Origin of the sequence: Leptolyngbya sp. Cla-17, assembly GCF_016807185.1 — a bacterium.
Classification (GTDB): domain Bacteria; phylum Cyanobacteriota; class Cyanobacteriia; order Leptolyngbyales; family Leptolyngbyaceae; genus ULC077BIN1.
Genome location: NZ_JAEVYN010000002.1, coordinates 2,862,110 through 2,876,399 on the forward strand (window position 1 = coordinate 2,862,110; position 14,290 = coordinate 2,876,399).

Here is a 14,290-nt window from a genome sequence, read left to right on the forward strand (position 1 = left end):
AAAGACATGCGTTTTGCTCATCGACTTTGGAGTTGCAGTGTAGACCCGCGAAATCTGGTATTCATTGATGAAACCGGGATGCATTTGAGATTCACCCGTCTGTATGGTCGCGCTCCAAAAGGTGAGCGCTTGTATGATACAAAAACTCCCGCTAAACGAGGACAGAATATTTCGTTAATTGGGGGCATGAGCATCAATGGCTTGATTGCCACCATGAGCATTGTCGGCAGCGTTAATACCGAGGTGTTCTTATACGGAATTGAGTAGGGGAGTATCATTTAGCAAGATGAAAAAGGTACTCTGTCCATGCCTCGACCCCGCACTCAAATTAGCCCTCATCTAGACTACGCAGATCTAACTCAGCGGTATGTTCAGTGCCAAGATGCTGGCGAGAAAAACCGTTGGTTGGTGATTCGATTGCTCAGTCATCCAAAGACTCCGATGAGCATCGAACAAACCGCTGAGATTTGTGGACTCAGTTGTAGTGGAGTGCGGAAAATTGCCCGTCGCTACAACGCCGAGGGTGCAGTCGGACTAGTCAATCGGCAACGCTTGAACCCTGGGGGCAATCGGTTGGCTTTAAGTGATGAACAGCAACGGCTATTGCGGCAACGCTTACAGAGTGCCCCGGATGATGGCGGACTCTGGAGTGGACCGAAAGTTGGGGAGTATATCGAAACCTACTTTGGCATTTGCTTACACCCCTCAACAGCCTGGAAGTATCTACGACGTTTGGGGTTGAGCTTGCAGGTGCCGCATCCGGTGCATCATCAAAGCGCAACCCTTGAGCAGCAAGCAGAGTTCAAAGCAGGATTAGCAGGTCATGTGGCGTGGTTGCGCTCGTTGTTTCCCAATCGGGAGATTGTAATTTGGGCGGAAGACGAAGCTCGATTAGGCTTGCAACCCATTGTCAGGCGGGTTTGGGCACCCATAGGAGAACGCCCATCAGCGCATCATTCTCGCCGCTATCAATGGGTCTACACCTATGGTTTTGTCCATCCTGCCACTGGAGCGAGCTACTTCCTTTTATTGCCCCGTGCCAATGTCTCCATGATGCAGATGGCGTTAGAGCTATTTGCGGCTCAGGTCAATCCCCATCGTCAGCAGTTGATCATTCTATTGGTTGATCAGGCCGCGTGGCATATGAGCCAAAAACTTCAGGTGCCCCCCGGCATTTTCTTCTACCCGCTATTGCCCTATACCCCCCAACTGCAACCCACTGAATGTGTCTGGTCTTTGCTGCGCGAAGCAATCGCTAATCAAGTGTTTGACAATCTTGATGCTTTAGAGGATGTCTTAGTCAAGCGGTGCCAATGGTTGATGCAGCATCCTGTGATAGTTCAAGGCAAAGTGGGCTTTGATTGGATTCAAGCAATTTAATCTGGTCAAAAAGTACTGCTTTCCGCAATTCCGTATTAGATATCAAATAGGCTCTATATGTGGGACATTAAGGTAATTAATGGCGTTGTTGCATGAAGAGGAGTTGCGGAAGGGAGAGAAATGGTAGGTTTTAATTACCACATCAAAAACTGCCATGAAAGCTCAATACCGCATCCGCAACTGGTCTGAGTATAACGCTGCGCTGAAGCAACGGGGAAGTCTCACCTTCTGGATCGACGAAGCAGTGGTAGAGGGATGGATTGACCCGTACTTGAGCGGTAAGCCCGGAGCGTCTGTCTACTATAGCGACTTGGCGATTATGACGATGGCAACGGTGAAAGCCGTGTATCGATTGGCAGGAAGGCAATGTCAGGGATTTCTAGAATCTATTTTTGAATTGATGGACATTGAGTTGTCGGTGCCAGAGCACAGCACTCTGTCACGGCGAGTGGGTAAGCTTGCCATCGCGTTACCAGTGCTGCCGAAGAGCGGTGCCCGTCATGTGGTAGTCGATTCGACTGGGGTAAAAGTGTATGGGGAAGGAGAATGGAAAACCCGCCAACATGGAGTCAGCAAGCGCCGCACTTGGCGCAAGTTGCATCTAGGAGTCGATGAGGAAACGGGTGAAATCCTGGCAGCAGTAGTGACAACGAACGATATGACCGATGGAGCAGTGCTAGCCGATATTCTCGATGGAATTGAGGATGAGATTGAGCAGGTGTCGGCAGATGGAGCTTACGACCAGCGCAAGTGCTACGACGCGATTCGAGAACGCAATGCTAGAGCGACCATTCCACCGCGTAAAGGAGCCAAAATCTGGCAGCATGGCAACTCTAAAGCCGAGCGGCACAACCGGGATGAAAATCTCCGTCGCATCCGCAAAGGTGGGCGCAAAGCCTGGAAGCGAGAGAGCAATTACCATCGCCGCTCGTTGGCTGAAACCACGATGTTTCGTTTCAAAACGATCTTTGGGGGGAATCTTAGTCCGCGCAAGTTTGACAATCAAGCGGTTGAATTGTTTATCAAATGTGCGGCTCTTAATCGCATGATCCAGATCTGTAAACCTGATAGCTATGGGGTTGGAGCTTAATTGAGGAGCCTCTCAGGTACATCCTCTGTCTCTTTCTCAATCATGCAACAAAGCCGTAATTAATGACAATGATGAAAAACTGATGAAGATCTGTCAGAGTACTTTTAAGTCAATGGAAAAGCTTATATTCTACTCAAAACAGGAATTCTGTGAGATCAATCTCAAGATGAAATGCCTAAACGTTTTATTTTTCAAAAACTAGAGTAGAGGCAAAACTTTCATGAAGTCGCAAACTCTTCTTGAGGTACCATCAGGGGATTTGAAAGTACTTAGCTTATCTCATGCTCAGACGGCAGATAATAATGATTTTACCGAGTCAGATAAATTAGAGTTATCTTGTTCTATTTGGCTCTCTCTGGTGCTTCCAACTTACAATGAGTCCAGCAATATCAAGGATGTTGTCCAGTTATTGACTTCTTTACTTGATAAGGCTGAGCTAGTGAATAACTACGAATTGATTATTGTAGATGACAATAGTCCAGACCAGACCTGGGAAGTAGCACAAGCTTTGATAGATGACTATCCCCATGTACGGGTAATGCGCCGTCAAGGCGAACGAGGGCTATCATCGGCTGTAATTCGAGGATGGCAGGCAGCAAAGGGAAATTTACTAGGTGTCATTGATGCCGATTTGCAGCATCCCCCAGAGGTGCTATTAAACCTTCTAGATGCAATTGAGCAAGGAGCGGATCTTGCAGTTGCCAGTCGCCATATAGAAGGTGGAGGTGTAAGTGAATGGAGTATTGCCAGACGGTTTCTGTCACGTGGTGCCCAGCTTTTAGGTCTGATTGTATTACCCAAAGTAGTGGGTCGTATTTCAGATCCAATGAGCGGTTATTTTCTGGTACGTCGTCAGGCAATTGCTGGACCAACACTAAACCCAGTGGGATACAAAATTTTGATTGAAGTGTTGGGTCGGGGGAACATTGAACACATAGCTGAAGTTGGCTATGTTTTTCAGGAGCGACAAGCAGGGGAAAGCAAGGTTTCCTGGGAGCAATATGTAGAGTACATTCTGCACCTTTTGAAATTGCGCTCACGAGGACGTATCGGACATCTAAGAGGGTATTTGAGATTTCCGATGGATCGGTTTATCCGATTTGGATTAGTAGGATTAAGTGGCGTTTTTGTAGACATGACGATGTTTTACTTGCTGAGTGACCCAACAACATTGGCTTTGGGTCTTACTCGGAGCAAAATAATTGCTGCTGAGATAGCAATTATCAATAACTTTTTTTGGAATGACTTTTGGACATTTCGTGATGTATCCAGTCATCAAAAAGGAAACTATCAACGACTAAAACGGTTTATCAAATTCAACATTATTTGCCTAATGGGGTTGATTTTGAATGTCCTCATATTGAACTTTTTCTTCAATGTCTTGGGTATCAATCGGTACGCAGCCAACTTAATAGCGATCGCGATCGTCACCTTATGGAACTTCTGGATCAACTTGAAATTGAGCTGGCGAGTAACTGAGGTGAAATCAAAGTATTAGAGACTTCCAATAAAAGATTAATCCATTAATGCTGATAAACTAGCCTGTGTCTGTCTCGTCATAGCCCTTATTGCAATGATTGAACTCAAGGACGCACTCAAAGCGCTCTATATCAAAACGGCTCAAAAGCTCAAAGGCACCGACCGCCGCCAATTTATGGCAGAAGTGGTCAAAGGACTTGGCATCGGTGGACAGAGCCAAGCTGAACAACAACTGGGCTGGAATCGTGGCACAATTCGCAAAGGGATGAGGGAGTTGACCACTGGACAAGCAATGGTGGATGGATACAGTCGTAGTGGACGCAAGCGGGTAGAAACCCGGCTACCGCACCTACTTGAAGATATCCAAGCAATCGTGGATGCTCAGAGCCAAATTGACCCCAGTTTCAAGTCCAGCCGCTTATACACTCGACTGAGCGCGGCTCAAGTGCGCCAGCAACTGATTCTTCAGAAGGGCTACCCAGACGAAGCGTTGCCGAGTGAAGAGACTATCCGCCAACGCTTGAACGAATTGGGATACCATCTCAGACGAGTCGCTCAGATTAAGCCCAAAAAGCGCATCGCTCAGACAGAAGCCATCTTTGAGCATCTGCATCAGGTGAATCAGCAAGCCGATGCTGAGCCTCATGTATTGCGCTTGTCAATGGATGCCAAAGTCGCGCTCAAGGTTGGAGAGTTTGACCGAGGCGGCAAAACGCGAGTCCCGACTGTGGCCTTAGACCATGATTTTGGCGAAGTACAGAGCCTAACGCCCTACGGAATTTTCTTGCCTGAGCACAATGAGCTATCGTTATTTTTCGTCTACTCGACACTTACGGCAGATTGTATTGTGGACTTGCTAGAACAATGGTGGCAGCGGGAAAAGGAGCGCTTTAGCTACATCCAAACCCTAGTGCTCAATCAAGATAATGGGCCAGAGAATCACTCTCGTCGCACGCAATTTATGAGGCGGATTATTGAGTTTGCTGACAAGCACAAATTGACGGTTCAACTGGCCTATTATCCGCCTTACCACAGCAAGTACAACCCGGTAGAGCGCAGTTTTGGCTGGCTAGAACAGCATTGGAATGGTAGTTTACTCGATTGTGTCGAGACAGTCGTGCGCTTTGCCGAGACGCTGAGTTTCAAGGGCAACCATTCAGCTGTTAGTTTGGTGAAACAGGTTTATGAGACTGGAGTCAAATTGTCTAAGCAGGCTATGGCAGAGACTGAGCAGCAAATTCAGCGACTACCAAGCTTGCCAAAGTGGTTTGTCGAGATTCGGGGCAAGTCGCCCTAGCTATTGGACTAATCTTTTCTTGGAGTTCTCTTAGGACAATTTTAGCTTCTCGTCTGTTCAAACTTTAATGTTGAAGATTACTTCTAATGAACATATCACTTCTGCAACACCTTTGGCAGTTCATCCTATTTCTTGTTATCCTCCTCGGTCCTGTCCCTACATGTCTCTGGCTAGTTTCAATTGCTCAGAGTGAGAAACATCAGTCAAGTTTAGCTCACGATATACTAACGGGTCTAAATTGCTGGTGCGCTGTGCAGGTCTTTGTTGCTCTTCTTTTAGGAGCCGTTGGTCAACTTTTTCTGGTTTCAGTAGTTGTACTTGAATTGGGCATTTTTATATTTGGAACAGCCCTATTTTTGTCGGTTAAGAAGCGCTTAACATTAGCTTCATTCAGAGATACTTTTAAACTTGAAGAGCGACTTACTAAAGCTGAGATTCTTATCATTACTTCTATACTTTTAGCTGCAATTATCTTAGTAGTAAAGTTGGCGACTGAAGTAATTATTAATTATGACTCTCTATGGTACCACCTTCCAACAATGGCAAGGTGGTATCAGGAGGGAAAATTTGTCAGCCTCGATGAATTTTCAAGAACTGGCGAATGGGCTACAGACGCTATTGCGTACTACCCTTTTAACTGGGAGATCCTATGCACTCTCTTTGTAATGCCTTTCCGAGAAGACTTTTTGGTCACTTTACCAAACTTAATCTCATGGTTTATTCTTGGTCTGTCAGTTTATCTTCTCAGTACTAAGGTTGGAGCAGAAAGAATTTACAGTATTGCAGCGGCTGCATTGGTTCTAACAATTCCATTGATTATTCAACATGTGAATTCGCTGCATATTGATTTGCCCTTTGCAGCCTTTTTCCTGACAAGTTTATATTTTGCGATCTCCTACAGCCAAAATCGCTCGTTCGTGGACTTGTCTTCATTCTTTATAGCCATTTTCATGCTGCTTGGAATTAAACTGTCTTCGATTGGTTATGCGGTCTTACCAATCACTATATTTCTATTTTTAGAAATTAGAAATACTTTCCTCTACAAAGTATCCTTTAAAGATGTACTAAATCAGTCCAGACTTGCGATTCCTACGATCGTGGTCAGTATTTTAGGGGCATTGTTTATAGGATTTTATTGGTATCTAAAGAATTTTATTGAAGCTGGTAATCCTCTGGGCGACATTAAGATCAGTCTTGCTGGTGTTTTACTCTCTCCTGGGTCAATGGAGCTTTCTACTCTCCAGCAGACCAGTTTGGCAAATTTATTTCACTTTACGGATCTTTCCCATTGGAAGATTATGGTGCTGCAAGCAATTGTGCGATTGCAGGTACCTTTCTTGGCATTAGTCTTTCAAGCGCTTCTCCTACCAAAGCTTCTCCTGCCTAAACAGAGATTTACGTATGCCCCATTGTTGTTTAGTCTTTGTTGCTTCGTTCTAGTCGGTACAGGGTATTTATACTGGAAGACACCATTTACTGGAACAAATCTTTTACCCCCCCTACCACCACAACCAATTAACCAGTACATCGGTCAACAAGCAAGATTCGCGATGCCATTCATGGGTATGCTAGGAGTTATTGCCGCTGTGACCGCTAGCAGCCTTCGTACTTCCAGTTATTTGGTGGCAGCGGTCGTTTTTGTAAGCAGTTTACTTGGAATTGTTAGTAGTACAGTTTTCGATATTATTCGGGTATCGACCGCATTTAGAGGAGGTGTCGGGTGGGCAAGTGCTATTCTGGATGGTTTTAGGAGCAATCCTACGACTGCCGTTGATCAACTCCTTAAAATTGTTAGTAGTAACCTGATCAATGTGCTGATCTACATCTTGATTTACGTTATCGCTTTTGTCCTGCTTGTTTGGGGGGCATCACGATCGCGTGTTAACAGGATACTAGCGGCAAAAGCAAGTCAACTATTTAACAGACCAAATCGATTTGCAATTATATCGATACTTCTTGGGCTGTTGGTGATTACCAGTTGGGGAGCGCGGGAAGCAAGAGACATTCACCGCAAAGAGGTTTACGGTGGCGTTTATGAATATATCGCAGGTAATCTGAAGCCGACTGAAACGCTGGGATATTTATTGAGCTACCGCAGTTACTTTTTCTACGGGAAGCATTGGGAGCAAAAAGTTTTGTATGTACCGTCTCGCTCAGAATCGCTGTCTCAATGGGTAGATGATCTCAAACAACAGCAGGTTAGTGGTGTTGCAGTGGGTCCGTTGGAAGAAAAGATGGGATGGCAACCTCGGGAGGTTCGCTGGTTGGAAAACCCTGCTGGGCATTTTACGCTTGTATTTGGTCAAGACCCTAAGAAAGAACCGACAATCTATCGACTTCAAAATGGACAGGGTGGGTAGTGTCAGGACTTACGCGGTTGGTGAGAGGGATAACCAGGGAGCAGCCAAGTACGATCGCACCGCCTCACGAACAATGCTGAGCTTAGACTCATAGCAACTGATGCCCGTATTAAACCAATGCATCTCCAGGCGCAAGAAGGCTCGAATGGCTAAACCAATATGGTTGCGTTGAGAACGCGAGGAACGCACTTGGGCTTTTTCAACCCCGCAGCACTGCTTTAAGCCGCGATGGTATTCTTCAATCGACCACTCAAACTCAGCCCACTGCAACCGTTGTAATTCACTCATTTTCAAGTCGTTAGTTGCCCAGTAGTCAATGTCGCCGTCTGGGGCAACAATCTTGAATACCTGGATGTCAGAAACCAAACCCAAATATGAGTATCCAGGATAATTACGGGTCGAGTAGAGAGGGTTCCTCCAATGTTTAGGCTTGCTTTGTATTCCCCGTTGCTCTCCCCTTTCGGAATACGAGAGTGTCACACGATTTAGCCTTGCATCGTTGGAAACCTCCCCCTCACAGAAGCCTGCCTGCGGTTTTCCCGCACAAGCCTCTTCATTGAGCCATTCACCTGCTCTAATAAAGCGACACTAAGCGACCAGGTCTGGGGAGAGGATGCCACGCCAGATAGCGTAGAAAGCTCTCCCAGCGAAAGCTACGTCGTTGACTCCGTCGATTCAGCCATTTGAAGACCAGCTTGTGAACTGCGTCTTCAAAGTGGTAGAGCGCATGACCGTTGTCGGTGACCCCAAAGTAGTTGAAGTGTCCGCGCAGCTTTTGCCCGATTGCTTGCCATAGCTGAGGCAGCTTATGAGCATTGCGTTTTTGCTGCAACCATTGATTGAGGGTGACTAACGCACGGCGAAATCGTTTCTTTGAAGTCTTGCGCTTTAATCGGGCTTTTCCGTTGCGACTCTTGCCCCAGTAATGGGTGAACCCCAGAAAATCAAAGCTGGGGAATTTTCTCCCGTACTTGAGGGCTAGACCCGCTTGCCGCTTGCCGCAGGGAAGAAGTTGGGTTTTCTCCTCATTGAGGCGCAAGCCGAACTTCTCCAATCGCTTGGGCAGAACCCGCATGAATCGTCGAGCATCGTCCTCGAACTCAAACAAGGCAATGCTATCGTCCGCATACCGGATCAGAGCGCAGTAGCCTCGGCAGTGCTGGCGCACAATGGTGGTAAACCACTGATCTAGCACAAAATCCAAGAACACATTTGCAATGACGGGGGAGACTATCGAGCCTTGCGGGCTACCCAATTCATCCTGTACTACGCCGCCTAGGGTTTGGACTCCGGCTTTGAGCATTCGCGCAATCACCTGTAGGAATCTTCTATCCCGAATCCGCAGGGCTAATACCTTGAGGATTTCCTGGTGCGGCATGGTGTCGAAGAATTGAGCCAGGTCTAGGTCTGCAATCCACCCAACGGGTTGCCCCATGACCTCCTGATGCAGTTGCCGCAGGGCATCATGACATCCTTTATGGGGTCGAAACCCATAGGAGTTACTGAGGAATACCGGTTCGTAAATTGATTCTAAGACCCGACGAGTCATCTCCTGAACGATTTTGTCTTCAACGCAACTAATTCCCAGAGGGCGCAAGCTGCCATCTTCTTTGGGAATCTCGACTCGTCGTACCGCTTGGGGTCGATACGACATCTGGTTCAGTTTCCGGTGCAACCCCTGTAGATTTTCCTCCAGGTTCTGTCCGTACTCCGTTTTCGTCACTCCATCGATTCCAGGCGCTTTGTTGTCTAGCGACTGAAAGCAGGCTCGCAGATTCTCCACACTATAGTGGTGTATCAGGGCACTGAAGACAGTCCCTGGTTCTCTGTGAGCCCGTTCGGCTATCCGCTCGATTCCTGTTGTCACCATACTTCCACCTCTGAGTGTGGTTGATGTTGCCTTCGAGTGTTCGACCCAATGTGTCCCCCTTCGCTCCGTGGGCGTTACCCCACTTCTTCACTACTATGGGGACATCCGACTTCCCATGAATCGTTGAGCGTTCTTCCGGTTTGCCGGTTGTGCGGCTCTACCCCCCGATGGAGGAGTTCATGGGACCTCCCGAGTTCCCGACTCTACCTTGATGACGTGCTACGGTCTCCGACCCCGGTGGACCCTCCAGAACCCTGGCAGTTGGCTCTGTTGGTTTTGCCTTCCACAACACGAACTGTGTCGGCATCCACGTGTATGTCTAATTTCGGGGCTCAATCCCTTCACGCTTTCGCATTGCAGCCCATCATCTCCCTGTGTACGCTTCACTGTCCTCGTTGCCGATGACAGCGCAACACTCGGTACTTGGTGCCTTGCCAAGGCTTCCCTGACCAGGTTCTTCCCCTGGTTGGCAGAGCCGAGCTTCGCTCGGCGCACTCGTCTTCTAGAGTTGTGGATCGCCCTTAGATTTAGATGTCTAAGCCAAATTCATAGCGGTTGATGAATAGACCAATGACAGCATCATGCAACCAAGTGGACTTGGAAAAGCAAATCGTTTTTCGAGCCAGTCGTTTAATCCGAGTACGTAAGGTGAGATGTTTACGTTCAATGGTTTGAGTATTGGCTTTACCAATGGTATGCACAGCAGGCTCAAGATGGCGTTCATAGGCTCCCCAACCGTCGGTATAGAACTGGGTGATGCCCAAATGGCGCTAACAAAACTTTGAGTTCTAAGAAGGCTATGTCTTTGTGATCTGATAATACATAAGCCAGCACCTCACCGGTATTATGGTCAAGAGCATGCCACAGCCAGCGTTGGTGCTTCTTGGATTGAACAAAGCTCCACATCTCATCGAGTTCAGCTTCTACGTCCTGCCATTGACACAACCGCACGATGGTTTGAGTGGGTTCAATCTCGGCTAAACGGGCTTCATTAATCGCCTTCAGGTGACGCTCTTTTTTTTAAGGCTTCGATCACTGTAGTCGGGCTGATTCTGAGGACTCTTGCTGTGTCACGAATCCCGCTGCCATTGAGTGCCATATCAACAATTTGCTGTTTGACTTCAGGCAGATAGACCTCGATAGCCATATGCTCGAATGAAGGTGCTACGACGGCACTCCCTATTTCGACATTTGTAACGTTGTTTGCCTGCCCCAGAACGACCATGCTTAACCACATCATCACTGCCACAGTCGGGGCAAAGAACGGGTTCCAAAACCATATACAAATTGAGGAAAAACGACCTGCCTGATTCTCCCCCATTTCCACACGTCTAGAACATTACCGATATATTTAAGAGGATGAAAACACCAACCGATCTCAGGATAGGACTGAAATATTTCAACTATCTTTTCAATTTTATTAATGGTGTAAAAATCATCTGAGTCGAGAAAGCAGATGATCTCTCCATGACTCGCAAGAAAACCAGCATTCAATGAAGATGCTTGTCCTCCGTTGCTCTTAAGAATCAGGGTTATTTCATTCTAGACAGTAGGTGAGCATAGGGTCCAGAGTATGGAAGTCCATTCTCCCCCCTTTGATCGTGATGAGTACGCTTGCAATCGTAGAAGTATTTTCTCACCTACCCGACCCCCGCCGAGGCGCGGGCAGCCGTCATCAGTATGCCGTCTGTTTAGCCTTGTTTACCTTAGCGATCAGTGCAGGCTGTGGCGGATTTATCGCGATGGGAGATTGGTTAGAGGAATACCGTGAATCCCTGATTCTCCTGTTTGGGTCACCGAAACATGGACTACCATCCTATAGTACGATCCGTCGGGTGCTATTAACGCTGGACTATCAATCCTACGGAGCTTGTATCTCAGAGTTCTTCACAATAGAACCGAAAGCGGGAGAAACGATCGCTCTTGATGGTAAGGTCTTACGGGGTTCTTACCAGATTGAGACGAACGCGAGTACGACAGAATCTCATCCTGCGATTCAATTAGTCACGGCATACGTCGTGGAACGAGGACTGATCCTACCTCCCCAGCCCGTGGATTGCAAAAGTAATGAAATTAAAGCGATTCCGCCGATCTTAGAGCAACTGGCAAAACGCGGAGTGGTGTTTGCTTTCGACGCTTTGAACACTCAAAAAAAATATCTGCGCAAATCATCGACTCTGAAAACGACTATCTCGGCGCATTGAAAGGAAACCACGGCAATTTTTACGCTGCAATTACGGCACAATTTCAGTCCGAATCCCATATTAATTGCGTTGAAACGGGGCATGGTCGAGTCGAACGCCGAAGCGTCAGCTTGTGGAAGACCTGGGATGGGTTGCCCGGAGCAGAAGAATGGTCAGGATTACGAAGCATTATTCGAGTCAAGAGCTATCGGCACATCCTCAAGGGGCAATATATCTTGATTAAAAAGCCTGAAATCCGTTATTACATCAGTTCGTTAGACGAAACAGTCGAACAGTTTGGGCGACGGATACGGGATTACTGGCACGTTGAGAATAAAGTCCATCATGTGCGAGATGTGACTCAAGGCGAAGATGGTTCTAGAATCCGAGTCAGCGCACTACCTGTCCTATTTGCCACTGCCCGGAATCTAGCCCTCAACCTCTATCGGGATGCCGGAGAAACTAATATGGCACAGGCAAGGCGGAAAGCAGGTTATGGGCTGAAGTTGTTGAAGAAGCTATTTAGAATGAAATAACCCTGTCTTAAGAATAGGAATAACTTTCTCGCCATAATCCTTAATAATTTGAGGTGAACAGTCAGAAGAACCATCATCAACAACAATAATTTCAATTGGTTGATAGCTTTGTTCTAATACACTATCAATCGCGTTTGCTAGATACTGCTGGTAATTATAGGAAGAAATAATGACTGAAACTAAAGGATGATTGGTGGATCTGTTCATATACAAATTCTCTTCATTTACTAAAATTACTAAGTAACTGGTGATTCGCCTAGAACAACTTCTGCATAGCTACCTTCCTTGTCAATTCTTCCCTGCTTCATTAAATAAATGCGATCGCAGTGTTCAACCGTACTCAAACGATGAGCAATAATAATCAGTGTTTTTTGACCACTCAATGATTTGATCGCATCATTCACTAGCTGCTCCGTCTCGTTATCCAATGCCGCTGTCGCCTCATCTAAAACCAATATTTCGCGCTCATGATACAGTGCACGAGCAATCCCAATTCGTTGTCGCTGTCCACCCGACAAACGAACGCCCCGCTCTCCAACTTGAGTCTTAATTCCCTCTGGTAACTCAGCCATTAATTGAGATATTTGAGCCGCAGCAATTGCTTTTTGTAACCGCTGTGAATTGATTTGATCGTCGGGCACACCAAAGGCAATGTTGCGTTCAATCGTATCGTCCATCAAGAAAATAGACTGAGGAATATATCCAATTAAGTTTTGCCACTGGCGTAGGTCGTCATAAATTGAGATGCCATCAACTTTTATATCTCCTGATTGGGGACACAAAAGACCCAAGATAATATCCACTAAGGTGGTTTTACCTGCCCCTGATTTACCAATCAAGGCGATCGCCTCCCCTTTCTTCACCATCAGAGAGATATTTTGAGTGGCTAAGCTAGCTGAATTAGGATAACTGTAGGACACTTCCTGCAAAACAACCTGATCAGAAAAAACCATAGCTTGCTGCGACTCTTGCCATCCTTTCTTTGATCCGTCTATGCCAAACTTAGACGCACCCAAATTAGCACCATACTGTTTATCCTCTACCTCCTTTAAATCAAAATAAAGCTTGTCAACCACATAGCTATAGCTTCTTACGGTGGTTACAGCCCCCAATAATGCACTAGCAGCCGGCAACATACGAATTGAAGCAACCGCAAAAATACTTAAGACAGGGATGAGTCGCTGTGGGTTTTGACCAGAAATTAGAAATAAAGAGGTAAAGCCAATCAAAAAAGTGATTAGAAAAACTTCAATTAAAATTCGTGGTAAGTTACCAAACACCAATGAAGAACTCATTGAAGTGGCATACGTTTTAGCTAAACCACTGATTTGATCTTCAAAGTAAGACTCACAACCAATCACTTTGGACTCTTTAATTCCACCCATACTGTGGTTAACGACCTGAATAATCTGCTTCTGTGCAATGTTACTTTCTTGATTCCATAGCGACATTTTCCCCTTAAAACTATTTGAGATAAAATAGGTAATCAATATAGTTCCCAAGACAGCCGCTGTACAAACTGGACTTGTCCACGCCAGAAGAATTAATAAAAACGATAAAACAGCTACGTTGGAAGTTGAGATTAAAATTGGAATTAAAACTGCATTTGCGAAATGCCCGGTTTCAACTAGAATCGTTTGTAAAATTGCAGAGGTGTTTCTTTGCAGGTGAAACGTATAGTCTGCTGCCAGATAAGCTTGAATTAATCTTTCAACTAGCTTGCCCCATTGACTAAAGCTAAACCTGAATACATACGCTTGCATTTGAAAATTTAGAAAAGACTTTAAGCAAAAAATCAGAACAATGAGAAATCCTATAAAAGCAATAAATTGATAAGGAGATGTAAATCCTAGCTGAGTATAGAAGCTGTTCAAAAAATTATTTTGAACAACAGTATTTGGAGAGGTTGCTAGCCCCATAAAGGGACCAATTAGACCAATTCCAACGGTATCCAATAATGAGACGGCAAAAAAAACGAATGCCATGATTAGGAGTTCAATTTTTTTACCTGTGACTACATACAAGATTCTTGAAAGGTAGGTAAGCATTTTTAAGGAGTAATATAAACTAAACAACAAAAAGACAAGACCCAAAG

General features: G+C 45.9%; 11 protein-coding genes and 2 pseudogenes. 7 read left to right on the forward strand and 6 right to left on the reverse strand.

From position 1 onward, the window contains the following. The first annotated feature begins 6 nt into the window (after positions 1 to 6). The 6 genes from JOY44_RS24190 to JOY44_RS24215 all read left to right on the forward strand — a co-directional run bounded on the left by JOY44_RS24190 (position 7) and on the right by JOY44_RS24215 (position 7,606). Positions 7 to 267, forward strand: a complete 261-nt coding sequence (locus JOY44_RS24190) for a transposase (protein WP_203032114.1) — start codon at positions 7 to 9, stop codon at positions 265 to 267. A 39-nt stretch (positions 268 to 306) separates the two neighbouring features. After that, positions 307 to 1,380, forward strand: a complete 1,074-nt coding sequence (locus tag JOY44_RS24195) for an IS630 family transposase (RefSeq protein ID WP_171575882.1) — start codon at positions 307 to 309, stop codon at positions 1,378 to 1,380. A 154-nt stretch (positions 1,381 to 1,534) separates the two neighbouring features. After that, on the forward strand, positions 1,535 to 2,470 hold the full coding sequence (locus JOY44_RS24200; RefSeq protein ID WP_171575883.1) for an IS5 family transposase: 936 nt from the start codon (positions 1,535 to 1,537) through the stop codon (positions 2,468 to 2,470). A 220-nt stretch (positions 2,471 to 2,690) separates the two neighbouring features. Beyond that, positions 2,691 to 3,968, forward strand: a complete 1,278-nt coding sequence (locus JOY44_RS24205) for a glycosyltransferase (RefSeq protein WP_171575884.1) — start codon at positions 2,691 to 2,693, stop codon at positions 3,966 to 3,968. A 78-nt stretch (positions 3,969 to 4,046) separates the two neighbouring features. After that, entirely contained in the window at positions 4,047 to 5,246 is a 1,200-nt protein-coding gene (locus JOY44_RS24210) for an ISAzo13 family transposase (protein WP_415881134.1), read from the forward strand. Between the two features lie 251 nt (positions 5,247 to 5,497). Further along, positions 5,498 to 7,606: a hypothetical protein gene (locus tag JOY44_RS24215; protein WP_171575885.1), complete on the forward strand. Its 2,109-nt coding sequence runs from the start codon at positions 5,498 to 5,500 to the stop codon at positions 7,604 to 7,606. A gap of 9 nt (positions 7,607 to 7,615) precedes the next feature. On the opposite strand, the gene JOY44_RS24220 is transcribed toward JOY44_RS24215, so the two are convergent. From JOY44_RS24220 to JOY44_RS32250, 4 genes and pseudogenes are all read right to left on the reverse strand, one after another. Beyond that, positions 7,616 to 7,972, reverse strand: coding sequence for a hypothetical protein (locus JOY44_RS24220; protein ID WP_207211207.1), 357 nt, complete (start codon positions 7,970 to 7,972; stop codon positions 7,616 to 7,618). A gap of 208 nt (positions 7,973 to 8,180) precedes the next feature. Then, positions 8,181 to 9,476, reverse strand: a complete 1,296-nt coding sequence (gene ltrA, locus JOY44_RS24225; RefSeq protein ID WP_171574412.1) for a group II intron reverse transcriptase/maturase — start codon at positions 9,474 to 9,476, stop codon at positions 8,181 to 8,183. A gap of 527 nt (positions 9,477 to 10,003) precedes the next feature. Continuing rightward, positions 10,004 to 10,756, reverse strand: a pseudogene (locus tag JOY44_RS24230) (IS1 family transposase). Continuing rightward, positions 10,716 to 11,012, reverse strand: a complete 297-nt coding sequence (locus JOY44_RS32250; protein ID WP_171576235.1) for a glycosyltransferase family 2 protein — start codon at positions 11,010 to 11,012, stop codon at positions 10,716 to 10,718. Before JOY44_RS32250 ends, JOY44_RS24230 begins: the two are co-directional and overlap by 41 nt. 68 nt (positions 11,013 to 11,080) lie before the next feature. Between JOY44_RS32250 and JOY44_RS31695 the strand changes: the two are divergent. Next, positions 11,081 to 12,195: pseudogene (locus JOY44_RS31695) on the forward strand (ISAs1 family transposase). Here JOY44_RS31695 and JOY44_RS24250 read toward each other — a convergent pair. After that, positions 12,178 to 12,402, reverse strand: a complete 225-nt coding sequence (locus tag JOY44_RS24250) for a glycosyltransferase family 2 protein (RefSeq protein WP_171575886.1) — start codon at positions 12,400 to 12,402, stop codon at positions 12,178 to 12,180. The pseudogene JOY44_RS31695 and the gene JOY44_RS24250 overlap by 18 nt on opposite strands. A 29-nt stretch (positions 12,403 to 12,431) precedes the next feature. Beyond that, complete coding sequence (locus JOY44_RS24255) at positions 12,432 to 14,288, reverse strand: ABC transporter ATP-binding protein (RefSeq protein WP_245404945.1); 1,857 nt, start codon at positions 14,286 to 14,288, stop codon at positions 12,432 to 12,434. Positions 14,289 to 14,290: the final 2 nt, after the last annotated feature.

Coding starts and splice junctions, on each gene's coding strand:
- JOY44_RS24190 (WP_203032114.1), top strand. CDS start 7: ATGCGTTTTGCTCATCGACTTTGGAGTTGCAGTGTAGACCCGCGAAAT.
- JOY44_RS24195 (WP_171575882.1), top strand. CDS start 307: ATGCCTCGACCCCGCACTCAAATTAGCCCTCATCTAGACTACGCAGAT.
- JOY44_RS24200 (WP_171575883.1), top strand. CDS start 1,535: ATGAAAGCTCAATACCGCATCCGCAACTGGTCTGAGTATAACGCTGCG.
- JOY44_RS24205 (WP_171575884.1), top strand. CDS start 2,691: ATGAAGTCGCAAACTCTTCTTGAGGTACCATCAGGGGATTTGAAAGTA.
- ltrA (WP_171574412.1), bottom strand. CDS start 9,476: ATGGTGACAACAGGAATCGAGCGGATAGCCGAACGGGCTCACAGAGAA.
- JOY44_RS24250 (WP_171575886.1), bottom strand. CDS start 12,402: ATGAACAGATCCACCAATCATCCTTTAGTTTCAGTCATTATTTCTTCC.